The following is a 3,607-nucleotide window of genomic DNA, read 5'->3' on the forward strand; positions in this document are numbered from 1 at the left end:
CTGGCTATTTTTACTGGTAGTACTATTTATAGCCTGCAGGCAGCCCGCCGCTGACAAAAACCCACCCAACAAGGCAGGCCAGACGGGTAAAATAGTTATTTACCAGGTTTTTACGCGCCTTTTTGGAAATACCAATTCAACCAATAAACCCTGGGGTACCATTGAAGAAAACGGGGTGGGCAAATTCAATGATTTTACAGATTCCGCCCTTCAGGCCATCAAAGCCCTTGGCGTAACCCATATCTGGTATACCGGTGTTCCGCACCATGCCGTAATACGAGACTATACCGCTTTTGGCATTTCAAATGACGACCCGGATGTTGTAAAGGGAAGGGCCGGATCTCCCTATGCGGTTAAAGACTACTATTCAGTAAACCCCGATCTGGCAGTGGATCCGGCCAAACGGCTCGACGAGTTTAAACAACTGATAGAACGTACACATCGCAACCAGTTAAAACTGCTTATTGATATAGTACCCAACCATGTAGCCCGCCATTATAGTTCCATTTCCAAACCAGACAGTGTAGAAGATTTTGGGGCCGGAGATAATACCAGTGTTGAATATGCCCGGAATAATAATTTTTATTACCTGCCCAAAGACAGCTTTCGGGTACCCGTTGCCAATGGGTATCTGCCCTTAGGTGGAGCCCCCAATGCTTTAAGTGATGGAAAATTCAGTGAACATCCGGCAAAATGGACCGGTAACGGAAGCCGCCTGGCACAACCCAGGCAAGACGACTGGTATGAGACGGTAAAAATAAATTATGGAATACGGCCAGATGGCAGTAAAGATTTCGACAGTTTACCCGCTGAATACGGTAAGCTGGGAATTGATGACCACCTGGCTTTCTGGCAAAACAAGGAGGTTCCTTCTTCCTGGAAAAAATTCAGAGATATTGCTTTATACTGGCTGAAAATGGGGGTCGACGGATTTCGGTTTGATATGGCCGAAATGGTTCCGGTAGAATTCTGGAGTTACCTGAATTCTACTATAAAAACCAGGTATCCTGCAGCAATAGTAGTGGCCGAAGTATATAATCCAACCCTTTACCGATCCTATATTGAACAGGGAAAAATGGACTACCTCTATGACAAAGTAGAATTTTACGATACCCTCCGGCATATTATACAGGGAAATGGAAGTGCAGATAACCTGGCTGCCATTCAGAAAAACATGGCAGATATTGAACACCACATGTTGCATTTCCTGGAAAATCATGACGAGCAGCGCATTGCAAGCAAGGCGTTTGCAGGCTCTGCGGAAAAAGCAAAACCGGCCATGGTAGTATCAGCGCTTATTTCAACCTCTCCTACCCTGGTTTACTTCGGACAGGAACTGGGTGAGCCGGGAGCAGAAGTTGCCGGCTTTGGTCAACCTTCCCGCACCAGCATCTTTGACTATATTGGCGTACCAAATCACCAGCGCTGGATGAATAAGGGCAAATTTGATGGTGGCCTCCTAAATACAGCGGAAAAAGAACTCCGGACATTCTACCAGGATCTGCTGAATTTCACCATCCAGGCGCCGGTTTTAAAAGGCAACTACCAGGAAATACAATTTCATAACCGGCAGCATAACCCAGGTTACCACGATAAACTGTTTTCTTTTGCCCGCTGGGATGATAATACAAAACTATTGGTGCTTGCAAATTTTTCGGCAGCCTCCTACAAAGGTAAGCTTGAAATTCCGGCAGATTTGCTGAAACAATGGTCCATGCAAGACGGCAGTTATACCTTCCAACCAAGCCTGTTTACGAAACAACAGCAACCCCTTATCGTAAAAGACGGAATCGGCTATCTGGAGGTAGACCTCCCGGGTCTGGAATCGTTGGTCGGAACAGTTGCCCGGTAAACAGGTAGCGCTGATTATACAGGATACACCCAATCGCCTCTATACGGCCTTTGTAATAATGTATTGGCTTCCGGATCATTGAGAATAATTTCCTTATCCGGATCCCAGGTAATAAGCTTTCCCGCCTTCGCAGACAATACCCCCAACAGGCTCATATTCGTTGAACGGTGCCCTATTTCAATATCGCAAACGGCCCTTCGTTTGTTTTCAATTGCCGATAAAAAATCCGCCCATAATTCCTTTATATTGTTATGATCAACGGTATGTAAGGTCGGCTTTTCATGTATCACTGCTTTATTTTTATCAGCGGGATAAAATGTCCATCCGTCGAGCCAACCCAGGTGAAAAGTACCTTCTGTTCCATAAAAATAACAGCCAACATTAGATTTTTCGGCTTCATTGGCTGCATATAACCGATGCTCCCAAACAGCCTGGAAAGATTCAAACTCATAATTCACAACCTGCGTATCGGGTGCATCGGTGGTATCGGTCCTTATTCTGCGAGAGGCTGTTGAATAAATTTTCCGGGGCGCTTTTTCTTCCGTCCACCACAAAATCTGATCCATCCAGTGAATTCCCCAATCGCCTAGCTGTCCGTTGGCATAATCCATAAATTGCCTGAACCCACGAGGATGAATAACCGAATTATAGGGCCGGTAGGGAGCCGGTCCGCACCAGAAATCCCAATCCAGTTCAGGGGGAGCCGCGGTATCCAAAACTTTTTCACCAGGACCTCCACCGTAATGTACGAAGGCCCGAACCATACCTATTTTACCAGCCTTGCCGGATCGCAGAAAATTCATGGCGGATATATTGTGGGGTGAAACCCGCCTATGCGTACCAACCTGCACTACCTGGTTTGTAGCACGGGCTGCTTTTACCATTGCTTTGCCCTCATTAATGGTATGTCCTATCGGTTTTTCTACATACACATGAGCACCTGCCTGCAGGGCGGCTATGCAGATAAGAGGATGCCAGTGATCGGGTGTAGCAACAATCACAAGGTCCGGCTTTTCTTTTTGTAACAGGTCGCGGTAATCTTTGTATTTTTTTGGCTGATCGCCATTCAGCTGCTTGATTTCCGTTGCCGCAGATGTAAGGTATCGCTGATCCACATCACAGATAGCCACAATTTTAGAAGAGCCCGCTGCTATTGCTTCCCGTACAATATTCATGCCCCACCACCCGCAACCTATCAGGGCTGTCTTGTACCGGGCATACTTTGTTAATTGCGTAATACGCGGAAGCACGGGAACCAGCATCCCGGCAGAAGAGAGTTTCAGAAATTTTCTGCGTTGCATCAGCAAGGATTTATAGATGTTGTATTTTCAGGCATCAAAAAAGAATCGTATGGCCTGTTTCCGTTTCTTAAATTACCAAAAATTGTGCGGAACCATTGCAATTAGTTGCGGACTCCTGTTGCTTCAGGCTTGTTCCGAGCAACCTTCTTATGAGCGGATCGGGTCTATTGAAGAACTGGATCCGGCATTTCGCGAACTGGTTATGCCGGATGCCTATGCAGAAATTCTTACCGATGGCTTTGAATGGAGCGAAGGACCGGTTTGGATTGCATCGGAGAAAATGCTGCTGTTTTCGGATATCCCTAACAATGCCATTTATAAGTGGAGCGATAAAGGTGGTAAAGAGCTCTACCTGAAGCCCGCAGGTTACACCGGTCAAACTGCCCGCGGAGGAGAGATGGGTAGCAACGGGCTTCTACTCAATAAAGAGGGACAATTGATCCTATGCCAGCAC

Annotated in this window: 3 protein-coding genes; 2 read left to right on the top strand and 1 reads right to left on the bottom strand. The window is 46.5% G+C overall.

Translation table 11 applies throughout. The features are described from left to right. Positions 1 to 1,852 (top strand): alpha-amylase family protein (locus tag A1D16_RS18830; RefSeq protein ID WP_290712383.1); only part of this gene is annotated, 1,852 nt, incomplete at its 5' end. 14 nt (positions 1,853 to 1,866) lie between these two features. On the opposite strand, the gene A1D16_RS18835 is transcribed toward A1D16_RS18830, so the two are convergent. Continuing rightward, the gene (locus A1D16_RS18835) at positions 1,867 to 3,153 is read right to left on the bottom strand and encodes a Gfo/Idh/MocA family oxidoreductase (RefSeq protein WP_290712385.1); all 1,287 of its coding nucleotides are present in this window, start codon (positions 3,151 to 3,153) and stop codon (positions 1,867 to 1,869) included. Positions 3,154 to 3,235: 82 nt separating this feature from the next. On the opposite strand from A1D16_RS18835, the gene A1D16_RS18840 reads away from it, so the two are divergent. Continuing rightward, the coding region (locus A1D16_RS18840; RefSeq protein ID WP_290712387.1) for an SMP-30/gluconolactonase/LRE family protein at positions 3,236 to 3,607 on the top strand (372 nt) is incomplete at its 3' end.

The organism is Flavihumibacter sp. CACIAM 22H1 (assembly GCF_001601815.1).
GTDB lineage: Bacteria > Bacteroidota > Bacteroidia > Chitinophagales > Chitinophagaceae > Flavihumibacter.

Coding starts and splice junctions, on each gene's coding strand:
- A1D16_RS18835 (WP_290712385.1), bottom strand. CDS start 3,153: ATGCAACGCAGAAAATTTCTGAAACTCTCTTCTGCCGGGATGCTGGTT.